12 protein-coding genes and 1 pseudogene are annotated in these 14,001 nt (G+C 73.0%); 6 read left to right on the forward strand and 7 right to left on the reverse strand.

The features are described 5' to 3' along the window. The first annotated feature begins 81 nt into the window (after positions 1–81). Both ACZ5XZ_RS16940 and ACZ5XZ_RS16945 read left to right on the forward strand, forming a co-directional pair. Positions 82–1,845 (forward strand): NEW3 domain-containing protein, encoded by a 1,764-nt coding sequence (locus ACZ5XZ_RS16940; protein ID WP_468978545.1) that lies wholly within the window; start codon positions 82–84, stop codon positions 1,843–1,845. A 172-nt stretch (positions 1,846–2,017) separates the two neighbouring features. Beyond that, positions 2,018–2,317, forward strand: a pseudogene (locus ACZ5XZ_RS16945) (NPCBM/NEW2 domain-containing protein); the annotation flags it as partial. A gap of 76 nt (positions 2,318–2,393) precedes the next feature. Here the strand turns inward: ACZ5XZ_RS16945 and ACZ5XZ_RS16950 are convergent. Continuing rightward, a complete protein-coding gene (locus tag ACZ5XZ_RS16950) occupies positions 2,394–4,580 on the reverse strand; it encodes a serine/threonine-protein kinase (RefSeq protein WP_468978547.1) in 2,187 nt (728 codons plus the stop codon). Between the two features lie 117 nt (positions 4,581–4,697). Next, positions 4,698–5,654, reverse strand: a complete 957-nt coding sequence (locus ACZ5XZ_RS16955; protein ID WP_468978549.1) for an ROK family protein — start codon at positions 5,652–5,654, stop codon at positions 4,698–4,700. A 142-nt stretch (positions 5,655–5,796) separates the two neighbouring features. On the opposite strand from ACZ5XZ_RS16955, the gene ACZ5XZ_RS16960 reads away from it, so the two are divergent. Further along, positions 5,797–6,834 (forward strand): LacI family DNA-binding transcriptional regulator, encoded by a 1,038-nt coding sequence (locus ACZ5XZ_RS16960; protein ID WP_468978551.1) that lies wholly within the window; start codon positions 5,797–5,799, stop codon positions 6,832–6,834. A gap of 484 nt (positions 6,835–7,318) precedes the next feature. Here the strand turns inward: ACZ5XZ_RS16960 and ACZ5XZ_RS16965 are convergent, their stop codons facing one another. Beyond that, a complete protein-coding gene (locus tag ACZ5XZ_RS16965; protein WP_468978553.1) occupies positions 7,319–8,587 on the reverse strand; it encodes a DUF6986 family protein in 1,269 nt (422 codons plus the stop codon). A 202-nt stretch (positions 8,588–8,789) separates the two neighbouring features. Between ACZ5XZ_RS16965 and ACZ5XZ_RS16970 the strand changes: the two genes are divergently transcribed. Then, the gene (locus tag ACZ5XZ_RS16970; RefSeq protein ID WP_468978556.1) at positions 8,790–9,308 is read left to right on the forward strand and encodes a DinB family protein; all 519 of its coding nucleotides are present in this window, start codon (positions 8,790–8,792) and stop codon (positions 9,306–9,308) included. 95 nt (positions 9,309–9,403) lie between these two features. Here the strand turns inward: ACZ5XZ_RS16970 and ACZ5XZ_RS16975 are convergent, their stop codons facing one another. The 4 genes from ACZ5XZ_RS16975 to ACZ5XZ_RS16990 all read right to left on the reverse strand — a co-directional run bounded on the left by ACZ5XZ_RS16975 (position 9,404) and on the right by ACZ5XZ_RS16990 (position 12,575). Continuing rightward, positions 9,404–10,366 carry an electron transfer flavoprotein subunit alpha/FixB family protein gene (locus ACZ5XZ_RS16975; protein WP_384492287.1) on the reverse strand — a complete coding sequence of 321 codons (963 nt, stop codon included), beginning with the start codon at positions 10,364–10,366 and terminating at the stop codon, positions 9,404–9,406. A gap of 50 nt (positions 10,367–10,416) precedes the next feature. Next, on the reverse strand, positions 10,417–11,202 hold the full coding sequence (locus ACZ5XZ_RS16980; RefSeq protein WP_468978559.1) for an electron transfer flavoprotein subunit beta/FixA family protein: 786 nt from the start codon (positions 11,200–11,202) through the stop codon (positions 10,417–10,419). Positions 11,203–11,414: 212 nt separating this feature from the next. Then, complete coding sequence (locus tag ACZ5XZ_RS16985; protein ID WP_468978625.1) at positions 11,415–11,921, reverse strand: flavin reductase family protein; 507 nt, start codon at positions 11,919–11,921, stop codon at positions 11,415–11,417. Positions 11,922–12,146: 225 nt separating this feature from the next. After that, a complete protein-coding gene (locus ACZ5XZ_RS16990) occupies positions 12,147–12,575 on the reverse strand; it encodes a TlpA family protein disulfide reductase (RefSeq protein WP_468978562.1) in 429 nt (142 codons plus the stop codon). 75 nt (positions 12,576–12,650) lie between these two features. Here ACZ5XZ_RS16990 and ACZ5XZ_RS16995 point away from each other — a divergent pair, with 75 nt between their 5' ends. Together ACZ5XZ_RS16995 and ACZ5XZ_RS17000 are read left to right on the forward strand one after the other, a co-directional pair. Then, a complete protein-coding gene (locus tag ACZ5XZ_RS16995) occupies positions 12,651–13,067 on the forward strand; it encodes a DUF4395 domain-containing protein (protein ID WP_468978564.1) in 417 nt (138 codons plus the stop codon). A gap of 166 nt (positions 13,068–13,233) precedes the next feature. Next, complete coding sequence (locus ACZ5XZ_RS17000; protein ID WP_384428406.1) at positions 13,234–13,941, forward strand: lysophospholipid acyltransferase family protein; 708 nt, start codon at positions 13,234–13,236, stop codon at positions 13,939–13,941. Positions 13,942–14,001 lie beyond the last annotated feature (60 nt).

Here is a 14,001-nt window from a genome sequence, read left to right on the forward strand (position 1 = left end):
CAACAAGCCCTACCGTAATCACTCGCCAGTGACAGATACACGCTTCCACCACATCTCTCGGGAAGACGGAGGACGCGACCCATGCGCGTTCATATCCGCACCATCCACCGGCGAGGACAGCGAAGAATCGTCGGAGCACTGTCCGCCGCACTGCTCTGCGCGGCAGGGGTGAGCGCCCTGCCCGCCGCGGCTCGTACACCCGCCGGCCCGGGGCCCGCCGACGCCTCCCGCGCCGCCCCCGCACCCCGGCTTCCCGACGGGCTGGCCACGACGCCCCCGATGGGCTTCAACAACTGGAACTCCACGCACTGCCGCGCGGAGTTCAACGAGGACATGGTCCAGGGCATCGCCGACCTCTTCCTCGCCAAGGGCCTCAAGGACGCCGGCTACCAGTACGTCAATCTCGACGACTGCTGGGCGCTGCCCGAGCGCGACGCGGACGGCAGGCTCGTACCGGATCCGCAGCGCTTTCCGCACGGCATCAAGGCGGTTGCCGACTACGTCCACGCCAAGGGCCTGAAGTTCGGCATCTACACCAGCGCCGGTACCAAGACCTGCAACGAGGCCGGATTCCCCGGCGGCCTGGGGCATGAGGCGTCCGACGCGCGGCAGTTCGCCGACTGGGGCGTGGACTACCTCAAGTACGACAACTGCAATAACCAGGGCGTGGACGCCAGGCAGCGGTACCGCACCATGCGGGACGCGCTGAAGGCCACCGGCCGGCCCATCGTCTACAGCATCTGCGAATGGGGCGAGAACAAGCCCTGGGAGTGGGCGTCGGACGTAGGACACCTGTGGCGCACCACCGGCGACATCAGTGACTCCTGGTCGACCATGCTGGACATCGCCAAGCGGAATCTGCCGTTGGCGCCGTCCGCCGGGCCCGGGCACTGGAACGACCCGGACATGCTGGAGGTCGGCAACGGCGGGATGACGGACACCGAGTACCGCAGCCACTTCTCCCTGTGGTCGATGATGTCCGCGCCGCTGCTGATCGGCTCCGATCTGCGCAAGGCGTCCCCGGAGACCTTCGAGATCCTGGCGAACAAGGACCTCATCGCGCTCGACCAGGACGCGCTGGGCAAGCAGGCCACCGTGCTGAAGTCCGAATCCGGCCGCTGGACACTGGTCAAGGAACTGGCGGGCGGCGAGCGGGCGGTGGCGCTGTTCAACGAGACCGACCAGCCGCAGCGGATCACCACCACCGCCCGGGACGCGGGCCTCCCCCAGGCCGCCGGCTACCGCCTGCGCGACCTGTGGCAGCACCGCGACACCCACACCACGGGCACCGTCACCGCGACCGTGCCGGCCCACGGCACCACCGTCTACCGGATCGCGGCCGACGAGCACTGGGCCGACCACCCGCCGGCCGTCGAGACCGGCACCGACCGCACACCGCTGGTCGAGGCCGGCGCCACGGCCGGCCTGAGCTCCACCGTCCGCAACCTCGGCGGCACCCCCGCCAGGAACCTCACCGTGACCCTCAAGGCCCCGCGCGGGTGGCGGGCCGAGGCCACCTCGCCCGCGACCGCCCGCGCGCTGCCCGGCGGCAGGACGCTCACCACCACCTGGCGGATCACCGCACCGGCCGGCGCCGCACCGGGCGCCTACCCGCTGCCGCTCACCGCCGACTACCGCTCACCGGGCGGCAAGCGGATCACCGCCACCCTGCCCGGCACCGCCCATGTCGTGGTGCCGCCGCCGTCCGGCACCGCGTACGCCGCCGAACTCCCCTGGCTGAGTGCCGCCAACGGCTGGGGCCCGGTCGAGCGGAACACCAGCGTCGGGGAGCGCGACGCCGGGGACGGCCGGCCGATCGGCATCGGCGGCACCCGCTTCGCCTAGGGGGTGTCCGCAAAGTCCCGTCGTCCGCCCGTAGGGCGGGGCCCGCGGCGTCCGGTGCGGTGCATCGCAAGGCGGAGGGTCGTCCTCGTAGTGGGCTACGTGGACGATCCGACAACGCCGCGAGGTGCCGTGCCGGGCGTCGCGGGCCAGGCGGGACTTTGCGGACACCCCCAAGGGCCTCGGTGTCCACGCGGCCTCCGAGGTCGGCTTCTACACCGGCGGGCGGTGCTCCGCCTTCAGCGCCCGGGTCGGCATCGACGACGAGTCCGGCGACCGCGGCTCGGCCGGCTTCGAGGTGTGGGCCGACGGCCGGCGGGTCGCCGCGAGCGGCACCGCCACCGGCGCGGACGGCGCGCACGCCCTCGGCGCCCAGATCGCCGGAGCCGAGTCGGTCCGGCTCGTGGTGACCGACGGCGGGGACGGGATCGACTACGACCACGCCGACTGGGGCGACGCCAAGTTCAGCTGCTGACGGGCGAGCCGGGCGGGCGGCCGCCGGGCGGACGGGTGCCACGGGCCCGCCCGGCACCCGGTCCGCGGGCCCGGGGTCAGCAGGTGGGCAGTCCGGGGATGGGCTGGTCGTTCGCGCCGCCCTTGAGGTAGACGACGCTCACATAGACCCCGGAATTGCCGCTGTCGTCATCGGTCTTGGCCCACCAGACGTTCGTCCACTCCCCGTACGTCTCACGGCGGCCCAGCTTCGCCTGGCAGTAGAAGTAGTTGGTGCCCATGTTCAGGGTGCCGACCTGCTGGAAGGAGGCGGTGTAGGAGTTCGCGGTCCGCCAGACGTCACAGTTGGTCTTGCCGCCGCCGATCGACACACACGACGTCGACGGCGTCGGGTCACCGCCGCCGCTGCCGCCGGTCGTGGTGGCGCCGCCCCCGGACCCCCCGGACGCGCCGCCGTCCGAACCGCCCGAGCCGCCGCCGTCGGTCCCGCCCTGGCCGCCGCCCGCACCGCCCGTCTGCTCGCCCGAACCCCCGCCCGCACCACCGGGCGCGGGCTTGTGGGAGGCGTCGCCGCCCACAGGACCGTCCGAGGCGGACGGCGACGCGCTCCGCCCGCCGTCCTTCCCCTTCCCCGTGCTCTTGTCCTTGCCCTTGTCCTCGCCCTTGGCGTCGTCCTTGCCGGTGGCCGGGCTCGGCGTGTCCGGACCGCCGGGCATCCCGGGCGGCTGCGCCGACGACCGTCCACCCTCCGCGACCGTCTCGCCCTTCCCCCCGCCCACCAGCGCGTAGGTCGCTCCGCCACCGGCCGCGAGAACGGCGAGCACCGCCGCCACGGCCAGCACCACCCGCCGGCGGCCGCGCGCCGGCAGCCGCTCGGTGTCCCGCTCGGACGAGCTCCCCGGAAAGGGGTGGGCGCCCGTACTGCCGACGGGCGGGCCGGCCACCACACCGGGCGGGTCGGCGGCGGGGCCGGGGGTGGGGTACGAAAAGCCCGGCGTCTGGGGGCCGGGCACGGCGGGCGGGCCCTGCGGGCCGGGCTGCTGCGGTACGGGCCGCGTCACCGGCGCGGGAGCGGGCGCGGGCTGTGTCACCGGGGCGGCCTGCGCCCCCGGTCCCGACAGCCAACTGGCCGGCGGCCCCTCGGCGCGGTCCGGTCCGGCGGACTCGGCCTGCGGGCCGGGCTCCTGCGGCGCCGGCGGCGGCGGGGCCACCGCCCGCAGATCCGTCGCCGTGGGCAGATGCGGCGCACCGGGCACCGGTCCGACCGCGGGCTCGCGGCCCTCCGCCACCTCCTGCAGCAGGCTCCGGGCCTGGGCGGCGGACGGCCGGTCGGCCGGGTTCTTGGCCATCAGGGCATGGAGTACGGGGGTGAGCGGGCCGGCCCGTCGGGGCTCGGGCAGCGCCTCGGTGACGATCGCGGTGAGCGTCGACCACACCGACGTACGGCGGAAGGGTGCGCCGCCGCCCTCGACGGCCGCGTACAGCGTCATGCCCAGCGACCAGATGTCCGAGGCCGGGGTGGGGTCCTGGCCCTGCGCCCGCTCGGGCGGCAGGTAGTCGAGCGAGCCGACCAGTTCACCGCTGCGGGTGAGGTGGGTGGTCGCGCCGTCGCCCGGGGCCTCGATACTGGCGATGCCGAAGTCGGTGAGCACCACCCGCCCTCCCCCCGTGCCTGAACGGCCTGGGCGGGGCTCCCAGCCGTCCAGCAGCACGTTCCCCGGCTTCACATCGCGGTGCAGCACGCCCGCCTGATGGGCAGCGTCCAGCGCGTCCATCACCTGGGCGCCGATCCGGGCGATCTCCCGGGGGTCGAAGGTGCCGTCCTGCTCCAGGGCGTCGTCCAGCGAAGGCCCGTCCACCAGCTCCATGACGATGACCGGCCGGCCGTCCTCGTCGATGACGTCGTGGACGGTGACCACGCCGGAGTGCCGGATACGGGCCGCGGCCCGCGCCTCGCGCTGCATACGGGTACGCAGATCGGCCAGCTCGGGCGCGGAGGCGTCGGTATAGGCGCGCAGGACCTTGACCGCGACCTCGCGGCCCAGCACCTCGTCGACCGCGCGGCAGACCACGCCCATGCCGCCGCGCCCGATCCGTCCGGTCACGCGGTACCGGCCGCCGAGCACCCGCCCGGTCAGATCGGCGTCCTGGCCGCGCCGGGGCCCGCTCGCGGCGGCCGCGACGGGCGCGCCGTCACTCGCCTCGCCCGCCTCCCCGGATCCGCTCGCGCCGTCCGCCGCACGCGTCTCGTCCACCCCGCGCTGCTCGCGCTCCCCCGGTGTCACCGTCGCCGATCCCCTCGATACCCGTGTCGTTGCCCGTACGCCGTGCACCTCGCCCGTACGGCGTCGTACCTCGCGGTCGGCAACAGACTAAGGGGCGCGCGGGGGCCTGTGGTGTCGTCAGGGGGTGGGGGCGAACGCATCGAGACGGGACTGTTGCGCGGCGGCCGCGGCGGCCCCCACCAGCCCGGCATCCGTTCCCATTTGGGCGGGTACGACCGTCAGGTCCCGCACGAACGACAGCGTCGCGTAGTCGCGCAGGGCCGAGCGCAGCGGGGCGAACAGGACATCTCCCGCACCTGCCACGCCCCCGCCGATCACCGCGATATCGATCTCGACGAGGGTGGCGGTGGCGGCTATCCCGGCCGCCAGCGCCCGGGCGGCCCGCTCGAAGGAGCGCACCGCGATCCGGTCGCCGGCGCGCGCGGCGGCGGCGACGGCGGCGGCGCTGGTGTCGCCGTCAGGGCCCGGCCGCCAGCCGTCGGCCAGCGCCCGGCGGGCGATGTGCGGGCCACTGGCGATCCGCTCGACGCAGCCGCGGGCCCCGCACGGGCAGGGGTCGCCGTCGAGGTCGACACTGATGTGGCCGATGTGCCCGGCGTTGCCCGTGGGTCCCGGATGCAGCCTGCCGTTGAGGACGAGCCCGCCGCCGACTCCGGTGGAGACCACCATGCACAGCGCGTTGGCGTGCCCGCGTGCGGCACCCAGCCAGTGCTCGGCCGCGGTCATCGCGACGCCGTCGCCGACCAGCGAGACGGGACGCTCCCCGACGAGCGCCCGCACCCCGGCGACGAGCGGAAAGCCGCGCCAGCCGGGGATGTTGACCGGACTGACCGTGCCGGCGTGGGCGTCGACCGGTCCCGCGCTGCCGATGCCGACCGCCGCCACCCGCGCCCAGTCCGGCGCCGCGGCCAGCTCCCGGACCACCTCGGCCACCGCGCGCATCACCGTCGCCCCGTCACCGCCGGCGGGCGTGGGCCGGTTGGCCCGTACGAGCAGTCTGCCGTGTGCGTCCACCAGAGCGCCGGCGATCTTGGTGCCGCCAATGTCCAACGCTGCGCTGAGGTCCGTCTGCATCGGTGTGGAATCTCCTGGTGGGCCCGGGGGCCGGGCGTACCGGCCCGGCGTGCGAACGATAGTCTCCCCTCGATTGACAACGTTGTCTAGAGGCTATGCTCGACGCCACACCAGGCCGCCGACAGAATCAGGACCGCACACCGTGACCGACACCGCGCGGGGCACGTCCCGCCGCTATGGCACCCGGCCCACGATGAAGGATGTCGCGGCGCGCGCCGGGGTCGGCCTCAAGACGGTATCCCGCGTGGTCAACGGCGAACCGGGCGTCACGCCGGACACCGAACGCCGGGTCCAGGAAGCCATCACCGCCCTCGGCTTCCGCCGCAACGACTCCGCCCGGATTCTGCGCAAGGGCCGTACGGCCAGCATCGGTCTCGTACTGGAGGATCTCGCCGACCCCTTCTACGGCCCGCTCAGCCGCGCCGTCGAGGAGGTCGCCCGCAGCCACGGCGCCCTGCTGATCAACGGCTCCAGCGCCGAGGACCCGGCCCGGGAACAGGAGTTGGTACTGGCCCTGTGCGCACGGCGGGTCGACGGTCTCGTCGTGATCCCGGCCGGTGACGACCACCGCTATCTGGAGCCGGAGATCACGGCCGGCATAGCCACCGTGTTCGTGGACCGCCCGGCCGGCCGGATCGACGCCGACGCCGTGCTCTGTGACAACTTCGGCGGCGCCCGGGACGCGGTGGCCCATCTGATCGCGCACGGCCACCGCCGGATCGGCTTCATCGGCGACCAGCCGCGGATCCACACCGCGAAGGAGCGGCTGCGCGGCTACCGCGCGGCAATGGCCGCCGCCGGCCTGCCCGTCGACGAGGCGTGGGTGTCGCTGGGCTCCACCGCCCCCGACCGCGTACGCGCCGCCGCGGCCGCCATGCTGGACGCGGCGCAGCCGGTCACGGCGCTCTTCGCGGGCAACAACCGCGTCACGGTCACCGCCGTGCGCGTCCTGGGCGAACGCCCGCGCCCGGTCGCGCTGGTCGGCTTCGACGACTTCGAGCTGGCCGATCTCGTCCGGCCCGCGATCACGGTCGTCGCCCAGGATCCGGCCCTGATGGGCCGTACGGCGGCCGGCCTGCTCTTCCGCCGCCTTGAGGGCATCGCGAACCCCCCGGGACGCCAGGTGATACCCACCCGACTCATTGCCCGCGGCTCGGGCGAGATTCCCCCCTCACGCTAGACCTCGGCGGTCGGCCGTCTTCCCACGTTGTCGGCTTTCCCGCCGTGGGGGTTTCTCGCCGTGGCGCCTGCGGCGGGCTGGTTGCCGCTGCGCGGGGCGCTTACGGCAGCGGGTGCGGCCCTCCGGACTCCGTCCTGCGGTCCGCCCCCTCCCGTAGTGGGGGGAGAGAAGACCGGTGGGGGTGGGCGTCAGTGTTCGTGTGCCGGTAGTCGACGGATCAGGTGTGCCCCCACCGGGCCCGTCTTCCCACCCACCCACGGGAGGGGACAGACCGTAGGACGAAGTCCGTAGGGCTGTCACCGCACCCGACAACACCACGCCCGCCGCAGGCGCAACGGCGAGACGGCACCACGGGGCCGCACCCGAAAAACAACCGCCCGCCGCCAGGCGCAACGGCGACAAACCCCCACGGCGGGAAAGCCGAAAACGTGGGAAGCAGCAAGGCGCAGCCGACAACGTGGGAAGCCAGCCCAAGCGCAGCGGATCAGCGCCCGGCCAGCCCCTCGAGGTCGGCGCGCGTCAGACCCGTGAGGCGGGCGACCTCGGAGATGTCGACCGCGCCGCAGTCCAGGCCGCGCAGGAGGTAGCCGCTGAGGGCCTTGGCGGTGGCGGGCTCGTCCATGACGTCGCCGCCGGCCTTGGCCACGTAGGCCGCGAGGCGGGCCGCGGCCTGTTCGAGGCCCTCACGGTAGAAGGCGTAGACCGCCGCGTAACGGGTGGGCAGATGCGCCGGGTGCATGTCCCAGCCCTGGTAGTAGGCGCGGGCCAGCGAGCGGCGGACGAGGCCGTGGTGCAGCCGCCAGGCGTCGTGGACCTGGGCGGTGGGGCCGACGGGCAGGACGTTCGTCGAGCCGTCGGACAGCCGCACCCCCGTGCCCGCGGCGGCCACCTGCATGACGGCCTTGGCGTGGTCGGCCACCGGGTGGTCGAGGGACTGGTGGGCGGCGCTGACGCCGCAGGAGGCGCTGTAGTCGAAGGTTCCGTAGTGCAGCGAGGTGGCGCGCCCCTCGGCGGCCTCGATCATGCGGGCGACGGTGGCGCGGCCGTCGGCGCCCAGGATGGACTGGGTGGTCTCGATCTGGATCTCGAAGCCGATCCGGCCGCTCTCCAGGCCGCGCGCCTTCTCGAAGGCCTCCAGCAGCCGGACCATGGCGGTGACCTGCTCGGCGTAGGTCACCTTGGGGAGCGTGAGGACCAGGCCGTCCGGGAGGCCGCCGGCCTCCATCAGGCCGGTGAGGAAGATGTCGAGGGTGCGGATGCCACGGTCGCGGACGGCGGCCTCCATGCACTTCATCCGGATGCCCATGTAGGGGGCCGCGGTGCCGTCGCGGTAGGCGGCGGCGACCAGGGCCGCGGCGCGGGCCGCGGCCTCGTCCTCCTCGGCGTCGGGGCGGGGGCCGTAGCCGTCCTCGAAGTCGATCCGCAGGTCCTCGACGGGCTCACGGGTCAGCTTGGCGCGGACGCGGTCGTGGACGTCGGCGGCGAGCTCTGCGGGGATGCCCAGGACGGCGGCGAGCGCATCGGCGTCGGGGGCGTGCTCGTCGAGGGCGGCGAGCGCCTGGTCGCCCCAGGAGCGCAGGGTGCCGGCGGTGAAGACGTCGCCGGGGACGTAGACCGTGTGCACCGGCTGGCGGGTGCCGGGATCACCGGGGTAGCGCCGGGCCAGATCCGCGTCCACCTCGGCGAGGGCGGCTCCGATTCCCTCGCGTACGGTGTCCGCGAGGCTCGTCGCCACGGTCTCCTGCTGCCCCATTCGATACCCTCCCGGTGCTTCGCCCGGCGCCACCGCACGAGCGTTTTTCCGCTTAACGGAATCAACAATCCGTAGAGCGAAGTTAACTGTGTCGGTTGACGAGGTCAACACCCTCCCCTCCGAGGCGGCGCAGGTCACGGCCGCGCGACCGCCTTCCACAAATCCGTGGCGCTCCCCGGCGGACCCGGCCACACTCGGCGTCATGACATGGATCGCACCCTCCGTCCAGCGCAGAGAACTCCCGACCGTGGCCGGCGAGCGGGAGATGCTGCAGGGCTGGCTCGACTTCCACCGCGACACCCTGCTCGCCAAGTGCGCCGGGCTCACGGCGGACCAGCTCACCGAGCAGAGCAGCCCGCCGTCCAGCCTCACGCTGCTCGGCCTGGTGCGCCACATGGCGGACGTCGAACGCACGTGGTTTCGCATACGCTTCGCCGGCGAACGGATCGGCAACCACCACTTCACCGACGACAACCCCGACGCCGACTTCGACGACCTGGACCCGGCCGCCGCCGAGGCGAACTTCGCCGCCCTCCGCGCCGAGTTCGAGGCCTGCGACAAGGCGGTGGCCGACCGCGGGCTGGACGAGACCTTCACGGCGCGCCGCGGCCGCACGCTGAGCCTGCGCTGGATCTACGTCCACATGATCGAGGAGTACGCGCGCCACAACGGCCACGCGGACCTGCTGCGCGAGCGGATCGACGGCGCGACCGGCGACTGAGAGCCCGCCCGGACCACGGCAGCACGAGGCCCCGTACGCACCGCGCGTACGGGGCCTCGTGCGGTTGCCGAAGCGGGACCGACGGCCCGACGGGCTCAGCCCTTGCGGGACTTGACCTCTTCGGTGAGCGCCGGGACGACGTCGAACAGGTCGCCGACCACGCCGTAGTCGACCAGCTCGAAGATCGGCGCCTCGGCGTCCTTGTTGATGGCGACGATGGTCTTCGAGGTCTGCATACCGGCGCGGTGCTGGATCGCGCCGGAGATGCCCGCCGCGATGTACAGCTGCGGCGAGACCGACTTGCCGGTCTGGCCGACCTGGTTGGTGTGCGGGTACCAGCCGGCGTCCACGGCGGCGCGCGAGGCGCCGACGGCCGCGCCGAGCGAGTCGGCGAGCGCCTCGATGACCGGGAAGTTCTCGGCGCCGTTGACGCCGCGGCCACCGGAGACCACGATCGCGGCCTCGGTCAGCTCCGGGCGGCCGGTCGACTCGCGCGGGGTGCGCGAGACGACCTTGGTGCCCTTGGAGGAGTCGGCGACGGTCACCGCGAGCTGCTCGACCGTGCCGGCGGCCGGGGCGGCCTCCGGGGCGGCGGAGTTGGGCTTGACGGTGATGACCGGGGTGCCCTTGGAGACGCGGGACTTGGTGGTGTACGAGGCCGCGAAGACGGACTGCGTGGCCACCGGGCCCTCGTCGCCGGCCTCCAGGTCGACCGCGTCGGTGATGATGCCGGAGCCGATGCGGACCGCGAGGCGGGCGCCGATCTCCTTGCCCTCCGCGGAGGACGGCAGCAGCACGGCGGCCGGGGAGACCGCGTCGTAGGCGGCCTGCAGCGCGTCGACCTTGGGGGCGACGAGGTACTCGGTGAACTCGGGGGCGTCGGCGGCCAGCACCTTCACGGCGCCGTGCTCGCCGAGGACCTTGGCGGCCTCCTCGGCGTTCGGGCCGAGGTGAACGGCCACCGGCTCGCCGATGCGGCGGGCGAGGGTGAGCAGCTCGAGGGTGGGCTTGCGGACGGCACCGTCGACGTGGTCGACGTAGACAAGGACTTCAGCCATGGGATTGCTCTCCTGCGGGAAGAATGAGGGCGGTTGAGGTGCGGACGGGCTCAGATGAACTTCTGGCCCGCGAGGAACTCGGCGAGCTGCTTGCCGCCCTCGCCCTCGTCCTTGACGATCGTGCCCGCCGTGCGCGCGGGGCGCTCGGTCGCGTCCTCGACCTTGGTCCAGGCGCCCTCCAGGCCGACCTCGTCCGCGTCGATCCCCAGGTCGTCCAGGTCCAGGGACTCCACCGGCTTCTTCTTGGCGGCCATGATGCCCTTGAAGGAGGGGTAGCGCGCCTCACCCGACTGGTCGGTGACGGACACGACGGCCGGCAGCGCGGCCTCCAGCTGCTCGCTGGCGGAGTCGCCGTCCCGGCGGCCGGTGACCTTGCCGTCGGCTACGGAGACCTCGGAGAGCTGGGTGACCTGAGGGACGTTCAGCCGCTCGGCGAGCAGCGCCGGCAGCACACCCATCGTGCCGTCGGTGGAGGCCATACCGCAGACGACCAGGTCGTAGCCGGTCTTCTCGATGGCCTTGGCGAGCACGAGCGAGGTGCCGAGCGCGTCGGTGCCGTGCAGGTCGTCGTCCTCGACGTGGACGGCCTTGTCGGCGCCCATCGACAGGGCCTTGCGCAGCGCGTCGTTGGCGTCCTCGGGACCGACGGTCAGGACCGTGATCTCCGCGTCGTCGGCGGCTTCCTTGATCTGCAGGGCCTGCTCGACGGCGTACTCGTCGAGCTCCGAGAGCAGACCGTCCACGTCGTCACGGTCGACGGTCAGGTCCTCGGCGAAGTGCCGGTCGCCGGTGGCGTCGGGCACGTACTTCACACAGACAACGATCCTCAAGCTCACGCCGGCTCTCCTACCTGCTTCGTCTCTTCAGAACTGCCTTGTGCTGGCAGCATAGGCGGCTGTTGGGGCGGCTCCCGGTTGGTTGCGGATCCCCGCGCCGACCGTCATGTTACCCACCAGTACATCCAGTCTCGTGCCCCGAATCAAGGCTGTCGAAATGTGACCTTGCCAACGGCCCTGATCGGGGGACGACGAAGCGGAACGGGAACCCGTCAGTCCCGCAGCGCGTTGAAGCGACCCTGGTGGTACAGCAGCGGACGGCCGGGCCCCGCGGGGTCGCCGACGACCGGCCGGGCGAGCACGATGCGGTGGTCGCCGGCCGGGACACGGGCCACGACCTCGCACACCAGCCAGGCCAGTACGCCGTCGAGCAGGGGCACGCCTTCGGGGCCGGTGCGCCAGGAGGTGGCGGGGCCGAAGCGGTCGGCGCCGCTGCGCGCGAAGGTGGCGGCCAGCTCCCGCTGGTGCTCGCCGAGTATGTGGACGCCTATGTGCTCGGCCTCGGAGACGGCCGGCCAGCTGGAGGCGCCGGTGCCGATGCCGAACGACAGCAGCGGCGGATCGGCGGCGACGGAGGTGAGGGAGGTGGCGGTGAAGCCGACCGGGCCGGAGCCCTGTGCGGTGATCACCGCGACACCGGCGGCGTGCTGACGGAAGACGGAGCGCAGGAGTTCGGGGGAGGCGGCGCGAGGCGTGCCGAGATCGGGCGAGGCCGTCATGGAGTTGTCCTTCTGCTGTGGTGTACGGGCCCGGGCGGAGCCGCCGGCAACCGCGCGGCCGCCGACGGCGGAGGTGTCGTCGTCGCTCACACGCCCGGACAGCGGGCGCTGGCAGTCCGCAGAAGGTCGACGTGGGCGCGTCCGTAGAGAAGGGTTCCTGGCCGCATCACGTCAGAGTGACGACGGGTGACCCGGAGCGTCAAGGGCCGCCCGGCATCTGGGAGATCAATCACGGACGGCCTCTCCCAGCGCCGCTATGACGTCGGCCCTGCGGGGCTGCCCCGAGGCGCGGCGCACGATCGCGCCGTCCGCGTCGAGGACCAGAACGGTGGGGGTCCGCAGCACGTTCAGCTCCCGTACGAGGTCGAGACGGGCCTCGGCGTCGATCTCCACATGGGCCACCCCCTCGACCATGCCGGCGACCTCGGCGAGCGTGCGGCGGGTGGCGCGGCAGGGCTGGCAGAAGGCGCTGGAGAACTGCAGCAGGGTGGCCCGCTCCCCCAGCTGCTGGCCGATCACCGCGGCGCCGAGCCGCGGCACCCCGTCCCGTTCGTCCCGCTTTCGCACCGTCAGCCTCCCATTGCGGCGCCGGTGCCACACGCCGAAGGCGCTCGCCGCCGCGAGCACCGCGATGCACACCATGAGTCCAGTCATCGTGGGATGCAGCGTTCACCAGACCGAAAGAATTCCCGGTGCCACGAGCGGCCCGGTCTGCGGGATGGTGGGGGCATGAGTGTCGAGAGGCTTGACGTACGCGGTCCGAGGTTCGGGGCGGCGCTGACGACGGTGGTGCTGGCGGCCGTGCTGATCAGCGGGAGCGGCTGGCTGCTGGCCCTGCAGGCGCTGGTCTTCGCCGTCGGGGCGGCGGCCGGTGTCCAGCGCTCCCCCTACGCCTGGGTGTTCAGGGTGGCGGTGCGTCCGCGGCTGTCCGCGCCGACCGATTTCGAGGACCCCGCCCCGCCGCGCTTCGCGCAGAGCGTGGGGCTGTTCTTCGCGCTGGTGGGGCTGGTCGGCTACGTCGCGGGCCCGCAGTGGCTGGGGCTCGCGGCCACCGGGTGCGCGCTGGCGGCGGCCTTCCTCAATGCCGCTTTCGGGTACTGCCTGGGGTGCGAGATGTACCTTGTGCTGCGGCGAGCGGTGGGCTGATCCGGTCCGCACGTGACGAGAATCTCCCGTCCGCGGCGCCCGGCACGCTGGCCGCCGCGGCCTCGATCGGGCACGATCTCCCGAAAGCCGCAGTTACGCCTGCGTAGGTTTCCGCCGGGAGAACCCTCCCCAGGCATGGAAAAGGGAAAAAGGGGTCCTCCGGACAATGGCAGAGCTCGTCTATCCGCCGGTGATCGGCGCCGCACGCACGCTCTTCAAGGCGCTCGATCTCAAATTCGACATCGCCGGGACGGAGAACATTCCGCGCCGCGGCGGGGCGGTACTGGTGAGCAATCACATCGGATATCTCGACTTCGTCTTCGCGGGGCTGACGGCCCGGCCGGCGAAGCGGCTGGTGCGCTTCATGGCGAAGGAGTCGGTGTTCCGGCACAAGGTGTCGGGGCCGCTGATGCGCGCGATGAAGCACATCCCGGTGGACCGCGCGCAGGGCATGCACGCCTACAAGCACGCGCTGTCCGCACTGCGTTCGGGCGAGATCATCGGGGTCTTCCCCGAGGCGACGATCTCCGAGTCCTTCACCCTGAAGAACTTCAAGTCGGGTGCGGCCCGGCTGGCCCAGGAGGCCGGGGTGCCGCTGCTCCCGGTGGCGCTGTGGGGCACCCAGCGCCTGTGGACCAAGGGCCACAAGCGCAATCTGGGCCGCAACCACTTCCCGATAACCATCCGGGTCGGCGAGCCGCTGGAGGCCGATCCCGCCGAGCAGGCGGAGAAGATCACCGACCGGGTGCGGTCCCGGGTGCAGGACCTGCTGGAGGCGGCCCAGCGCGCCTACCCCGTGCGCCCCAAGGGCCCCGAGGACACCTGGTGGATTCCGGCGCACCTGGGCGGCACCGCACCGGCGCCCGGCGCGTAGCCGCCACAGGCACCCCACTACGACATCAGCCGCCGAAGGAGTTTCGGCGGCTGATCGACG

The sequence above is a fragment of the Streptomyces sp. NPDC033270 genome (assembly GCF_055576575.1).

Coding starts and splice junctions, on each gene's coding strand:
- ACZ5XZ_RS16940 (WP_468978545.1), top strand. CDS start 82: ATGCGCGTTCATATCCGCACCATCCACCGGCGAGGACAGCGAAGAATC.
- ACZ5XZ_RS16955 (WP_468978549.1), bottom strand. CDS start 5,654: ATGCAGACGGACCTCAGCGCAGCGTTGGACATTGGCGGCACCAAGATC.
- ACZ5XZ_RS16965 (WP_468978553.1), bottom strand. CDS start 8,587: ATGGGGCAGCAGGAGACCGTGGCGACGAGCCTCGCGGACACCGTACGC.
- ACZ5XZ_RS16970 (WP_468978556.1), top strand. CDS start 8,790: ATGACATGGATCGCACCCTCCGTCCAGCGCAGAGAACTCCCGACCGTG.
- ACZ5XZ_RS16975 (WP_384492287.1), bottom strand. CDS start 10,366: ATGGCTGAAGTCCTTGTCTACGTCGACCACGTCGACGGTGCCGTCCGC.
- ACZ5XZ_RS16985 (WP_468978625.1), bottom strand. CDS start 11,921: ATGACGGCCTCGCCCGATCTCGGCACGCCTCGCGCCGCCTCCCCCGAA.
- ACZ5XZ_RS16990 (WP_468978562.1), bottom strand. CDS start 12,575: ATGACTGGACTCATGGTGTGCATCGCGGTGCTCGCGGCGGCGAGCGCC.
- ACZ5XZ_RS16995 (WP_468978564.1), top strand. CDS start 12,651: ATGAGTGTCGAGAGGCTTGACGTACGCGGTCCGAGGTTCGGGGCGGCG.
- ACZ5XZ_RS17000 (WP_384428406.1), top strand. CDS start 13,234: ATGGCAGAGCTCGTCTATCCGCCGGTGATCGGCGCCGCACGCACGCTC.